This is a genomic window from Colwellia sp., from assembly GCF_013215345.1.
In the GTDB taxonomy this organism is placed as follows: domain Bacteria; phylum Pseudomonadota; class Gammaproteobacteria; order Enterobacterales; family Alteromonadaceae; genus Colwellia.
Map to the genome: position 1 here is coordinate 1 of NZ_JABSOV010000215.1, position 3,723 is coordinate 3,723.

At 41.0% G+C, this 3,723-nt stretch carries 3 protein-coding genes; all 3 read left to right on the forward strand.

Annotation, left to right across the window (positions count from 1 at the left end; translation table 11 throughout):
• The first annotated feature begins 2 nt into the window (after nucleotides 1-2).
• Nucleotides 3-1,718 (forward strand): GMC family oxidoreductase, encoded by a 1,716-nt coding sequence (locus HRT50_RS18270; RefSeq protein WP_291617165.1) that lies wholly within the window; start codon nucleotides 3-5, stop codon nucleotides 1,716-1,718.
• Nucleotides 1,719-1,832: 114 nt separating this feature from the next.
• The gene (locus HRT50_RS18275; protein WP_291617168.1) at nucleotides 1,833-2,756 is read left to right on the forward strand and encodes a DM13 domain-containing protein; all 924 of its coding nucleotides are present in this window, start codon (nucleotides 1,833-1,835) and stop codon (nucleotides 2,754-2,756) included.
• Between the two features lie 123 nt (nucleotides 2,757-2,879).
• Nucleotides 2,880-3,723, forward strand: an 844-nt coding sequence (locus tag HRT50_RS18280; protein ID WP_291617170.1) for a YicC/YloC family endoribonuclease, incomplete at its 3' end; no start/stop codon positions are given.

The following is a 3,723-nucleotide window of genomic DNA, read 5'->3' on the forward strand; positions in this document are numbered from 1 at the left end:
ATATTTGCATCATAGGTAGCGGTGCTGGCGCCTCCCCTATTGCCCATCAACTAGCACCAGCAGGCGCTAAAGTATTAGTGCTTGAAAAAGGCCCTTGGTTGACGGAAAAAGAATTCTTCAAAGACGAACTGACCATCAGTATTCATGATGCTTACAATCCTAAGTTGAGTGATGAACAGCACGTTATTGAAGAAGAATATCTTGATGAAAATGATAAGCCTTTTTGGCAAGGTGAAAAAACCAGTGATTCGGGTTGGAGTTGGTGGAATGGCAATGTTGTCGGTGGCTCTTCTAACTTTATGAGTGGTTACTTTCACCGGTTAAAGCCAATAGATTTTCGCTTAAAATCTAAGTTTGGTGGAATAAAAGGCGCTAATATCGCCGATTGGCCGATTAGCTATGATGAACTTGAACCTTATTATGCCAAAGTAGAGCGTGAAGTTGGCGTGTCTGGCCGTGTGGTTGAACACCCTCATCAAGAGCCACGCTCAACAGACTTCCCCTATCCGCCAATTGCTGAATTACCCATGTCATCATGGATAGATAAAGCGGCAAAAAAAATAGGCTATCACGCCATTCCTGTACCCAGAGCCATTTTATCTGAACCTGCCATGGGCAGACGCAGTTGCGAATATTCTGGTTACTGCAGTAGTTATGGCTGCTCTTCTGGCGCTAAAGGCAGTGGTAGAGCTGCGTTGTTAAACCATGCGGTAGCATCGGGTAATTGCACGATAAAGGCCAATGCTAAGGTCTATAAAATTGCCAGTGATAAAGACGGTAAAATTACTGGCGTACATTATTACGATAAAATCGGTCGTAAGAAATCAGTCAGTGCCAAAATATATGTCGTTGCCTGTCAGGCAGTAGAAACTTCTCGCTTATTGCTAGCTTCAACCGGTGAAAAATTCCCTCAAGGTCTAGCGAATAATAGCGGCCAAGTAGGAAAAAACTTACTATTTAGTGGTGGTGGTACTGGCCAAGGTGACTTTAATTATGCTGATTTATCCGAGAAAAAAGTTAACGAATTAAAGCAAGTCGGTCCCTTTATTAATCGCGCGCTTCAAGACTGGTATCAAATTGCTGATAAAAACTTCACTGGCGCCAATAAAAAAGGCCAAGCCAAAGGTGGCACTATCGATTTCTTATTTCACCAAAACCCTATCGCAAGAGCACAAGGCACACAATGGGGCCTTGATGAAGAAGGTAGTGACAAATTACTCTGGGGTGAAGATCTTAAGCAAAGCTTAAAAACAGAATTCACCAGCTATAAAACCCTGCGCTTTGAAGTGTTTAATGATTGGCTGCCCACAGACGATTGTTTTGTCAGTTTAGATAACGAAGTCACCGATCAATGGGGCGATCCGGTCGCTAAAGTCCGTATTGGTTATCATGACCACGACCTTGAAGTAGGTGAATACCTATCGCAAAAAGCAGAGAAATTGTTAGAAGCCTTAGGAGCAAAAAATGTTTCCTCCTCAGTCAGTGGTTATCCATCAACAAACTTAATGGCTGGTGGTTGTCGTTTTGGTAATGATCCAAAAACCTCTGTACTTAATAAAAACTGCCAAGCCCATGAAGTAGATAACTTGTATATCACCGATGGCTCATTTATGCCTACTGGCGGTAGCGTGCCGTACACTTTTACCATTTATGCCAATGCTTTTCGGGTAGCCGATAAAATAAAAGCTCATTGGTTAGCATTATCTAATAAGCCTTAATAATTAAGTCACATTCGTAGAAAAATTAAAAAACTATCAACTTGTGATATTTCTGTGAATAAATACCGTCAATATCGGGTTACCTTATATAATAATCATTATTGGTGACTGGATATGACCGACAAAATACTACTTTTAAGCACATTAGTTTTACTTTTAACCGCTTGCGGCTCAGATGACAAGGGTACAGAAACACAAGCTAACTTGATCCCGACACCACCTACTACTTATACAGGTATATTTCTAGACTCCGCTGTCACTGGACTAAATTATATAACCGCTAGTCAAAGCGGCCAAACTAATGGACTTGGCGAATTTCGCTTTCAAAAAGATGAAATGATCACGTTCTCAATCGGTGGCATTGAACTGCCTAGTACACTTGCCGCTCTCTACTTAACACCGTTAGAGCTCTATCAAACCAATGATATTAATAAAATTGAAGTGGTTAACTTATTGCGGCTATTGCAAAGCCTAGATTTTGATGGCGACGCCAGTAACGGTATCGAAATTACCGAGTCTACTCACCAATTAGCCGCTAATTTGAATATTGACTTTTCTGCCAGTGATTTTGTACAACAGACTGCTGAACTTGTCGGTCAAAGTGGTGCCGCTAACCAAGAACTTATTTCTGCGACAATGGCCATCGAACACTTTCAGTTAACACTAAGTCAAATCAGTAATAACAATTTAACAACTTGCACCACTACACACGAAAAAGTTGGTCATAGTGGCTTCTTCAATACTTTTGCTCACAATGTATCGGGTAAGGCAACAATCATTGATGACTGCACCATCGAAATAACTCAATTTAGTTATGATGGCGGTGGTCCAGATGTTTACTTCTACGGCGCTAAAAATCATCAATATGCAAATGAAGAGGCTTTTCCTATAGGGCAACAAATTAATGGAAAAACCTTTGATAACGCTAGCATAATGATAAAACTGCCACAAAATAAAAGCTTAGATGAACTTAGTGGTCTCAGTGTTTGGTGTGTCGATTTTGCTGCTAACTTTGGCCAGATGGAATTTACTCCTTAACGGCTCCTTAGCTATACAGTAACAGAGCAATAAGGCTATTCATTAAACACTGAATTTCTGGCTAGATGTGCCGAGCTCAGGCATAATCCAATTTAATCAGTGACATTAATAATAAGGCTTACCATGATCTACAGTATGACTGCTTTTTCTCGCATCGAAATTAAAGGCGATTGGGGCAATGCAGTATGGGAAATCCGCTCGGTAAATCAAAGGTTTCTAGAAACTTATTTCCGTTTACCTGAGCAATTCCGTGGTATAGAGCCAGTTTTACGTGAACGTTTTCGCAAACAACTTAATCGCGGCAAGGTAGAATGTAACTTACGTTTCAACGCCAACCCAGCCAACAAAAGTGAATTAGCGCTAAATGAAAAACTCGCTTTGCAACTTATTGAGCATGCTAACTGGATTAATGGACACACGCTGAATAGTCAAGTTAACCCGATTGAAGTAATGCGCTGGCCTGGTGTTATGGAAGCACCTGAAAGCGATATGTCGGCCATTCAAGCAGAATTACTAGCCGCTTTTGACCAAGCACTTAAAGACTTTATTGAAGCCCGCGCTAGTGAAGGTGCAAACCTTAAGGTGATGATTGAACAGCGCCTTGATGCTATATCTGCTGAAGCCGATAAAGTACAAACGTATATGCCAGAAGTAATTGCTTGGCAGCGTAATCGTATCATTGAAAAATTCACCGATGCTAAAATCGATTTAGACTCTGGCCGTGTTGAGCAAGAGTTAGTGCTATTAGCGCAAAAAATGGATGTTGCTGAAGAGCTCGACCGTTTAAACAGCCATGTTAGCGAAACCAAAAAGATATTGAAAAAAGGTGGTGCTCAAGGCCGTCGTTTAGATTTCATGATGCAAGAATTTAATCGTGAAGCGAATACATTAGGCTCAAAATCTATTAATACCGACGTTACTGCCAGTGCAGTAGAGTTGAAAGTATTAATTGAACAGATGCGTGAGC

Excerpts from the sequence above, each read along its gene's own strand:
- HRT50_RS18275 (WP_291617168.1), top strand. The coding sequence starts at position 1,833 with ATGACCGACAAAATACTACTTTTAAGCACATTAGTTTTACTTTTAACC.